This is a genomic window from Enterococcus sp. S53 (assembly GCF_016516865.1).
Lineage (GTDB): Bacteria > Bacillota > Bacilli > Lactobacillales > Enterococcaceae > Enterococcus_D > Enterococcus_D innesii.
In genome coordinates this window covers 1-2479 of sequence record NZ_JACVUH010000043.1, presented here as the reverse complement: position 1 = coordinate 2479, position 2479 = coordinate 1, and the positions used below count along the sequence as shown (strand labels likewise).

General features: G+C 41.7%; 1 pseudogene. It reads left to right on the top strand.

What is annotated here, in order from left to right:
• A pseudogene (locus IAE45_RS18415) lies at nt 1-2479 on the top strand (hypothetical protein); the annotation flags it as partial.

The following is a 2479-nucleotide window of genomic DNA, read 5'->3' as shown; positions in this document are numbered from 1 at the left end:
TAAGTACAAGCATCAGTAACAGTGAATCAGCAAGTACAAGCACATCAATCAGTGATTCATCATCGTTAAGTACAAGTGTAAGCAACAGTGACTCGACAAGTACAAGCACGTCGATCAGTGATTCAATGTCTGTAAGTACAAGTATCAGTAACAGCGAATCAGCAAGCCTGAGCGCATCGATCAGTGATTCATCATCGTTAAGTACCAGTGTGAGTGATAGTGATTCGACAAGTACAAGTGCCTCAATTAGCGATTCAATGTCTGTAAGTACAAGCATCAGTAACAGTGAATCAACAAGCTTGAGTACGTCGATCAGTGACTCGTTATCTCTAAGCACAAGTACTTCGTTGTCATTAAGTGCGAGCGATTCTACAAGCTTTAGTGGCAGCACAAGTGTAAGCAACAGTGAGTCAACAAGTACGAGTACGTCATTGAGTGACTCATTATCAGTAAGTACAAGTATTAGTAACAGTGAGTCAGCAAGTATTAGTACTTCACTAAGTGATTCATCATCATTGAGTACTAGTGGTTTAATGTCACAAAGTGCAAGCGACTCTGCAAGCTACAGCGTTAGCACAAGTACAAGTAATAGTGAATCAACAAGCATTAGTACGTCTGTGAGCGATTCACGGACTAGTGAAAGTCAAAGCTATAGCAGCAGTACTTCAGCCAGCTTGAGCATGAGTACTAGTGTCAGTACTTCGGTTAGTGACTCTGCTTCAATTAGTACAAGCATCAGTAACAGTGAATCGAATAGTTTGAGTACGTCAATTAGTGATTCACGATCAAGTATGAGTGAAAGTTTTAGCAGCAGTACCTCAGCAAGTATTAGTCTAAGTACTAGTGACAGTACTAGCTACAGTAGCAGCACCTCAGCAAGCATAAGTACAAGTACAAGCGATAGTACAAGTATTAGTAATAGTGCTTCTGAAAGTATGAGTGAAAGCTTGAGTATCAGTACATCAATGAGCGACTCATCGTCAATCAGTGCTAGCTTGAGCAATAGCGATAGTCTTTCAGAAAGCAGATCACTAGCAAGTGAAAGTCAAAGCTACAGTAGTAGTACTTCTGCGAGTCTAAGTCTGAGCACAAGTACTAGCAGTTCATTAAGTGATTCATCGTCAACTAGTGCGAGCAACAGCTACAGTTTGAGTAATAGCTTGAGCCAATTGACAAGTGACTCACTTTCCGAAGGTATTAGTTTAAGTAATAGCCTAAGTAATAGTTTCAGTCAAAGTACTTCAGCTAGCACGAGTTTGAGTTCAAGTACAAGTCTAAGTGAACAATTATCTCAATCAGTCAGTGCCAGCGAGTCACGGAGTGATAGCCTAAGCTATAGCAGCAGCACATCAATTAGTACGAGTGAAAGTAGCAGTACTAGCTTGAGCGAATTACTATCTCGTTCAACCAGTGCCAGTGAATCACGGAGCAATAGCTTGAGCCAAAGCACAAGTACTTCGTTGAGTGGCAGCAACAGCTCTAGCTTAAGTTTAAGCGAAATGAACTCTCAATCTAGCAGTGCAAGCGAATCACGGAGTGATAGTGTAAGCAATAGCATGAGCACATCAACCAGTGACAGCTTAAGTTCTAGTACGAGTGTAAGTGATTTACTTTCTAGATCAGAGAGTGCAAGTGAATCTAGAAGTGATAGCCTAAGCTATAGCGGCAGCACGAGCGTAAGTAACAGCTTAAGTTTAAGCGCGAGTCTAAGTGATTTACTATCTAGATCTGAAAGTGCCAGCGAATCACGTAGTTTCAGTATGAGTGATAGTGCAAGCACATCACTCAGCAATAGCGATAGTGCAAGTGATAGCTTAAGCGATCTATATTCAAGATCGAACAGTTCTAGCCTTTCAACCAGTGACAGTACAAGTACAAATGATTCTGTCTCAGCAAGTGCTAGTGAGAGCACCAGCATTTCACAATCTACTAGTACAAGTCTAAGCGAATCGGCATCAATCAGCACATCGCTTAGCGAAAAACAAGAAGTGATAGAATCTCAAAGTGTGAGTGCTTCGACAAGTGATTCACAAAGCTCTAGCACCAGTGAATCAGTTAGCGTCAGCATCAGTACTAGCGAAAGCGAGCGGAATAGTACGGAAGTTACACCTAGCGAATCAACCTCCATTAGCGAAAGCATTAGTACAAGTGAAAGTGTCCGAGATTCCGAATCGGTTAGTTCAAGTGACAGTACAAGTTTGAGTCAATCTATGAGTACGAGCGATCAAGCCTCCGCTTCTGAAAGCACAAGCAACAGTTCTAGCATTCGCGATTCTGAGTCTGAAAGTGCAAGTATTTCTACGGAAGAAAGCCGCAGCTTCAGTACAAGTGAGTCGATTTTTGCAAGTGAAAGCACATCAATCAGTCAAAGTGACAGTACAAGTATGAGCGAATCAGCTAGTGAAAGTACCAGCATTAGTGACAGTGAACGTGGTTCAATGTCTGATAGTGCAAGTGTAAGTGATTCGACTTCAACAAG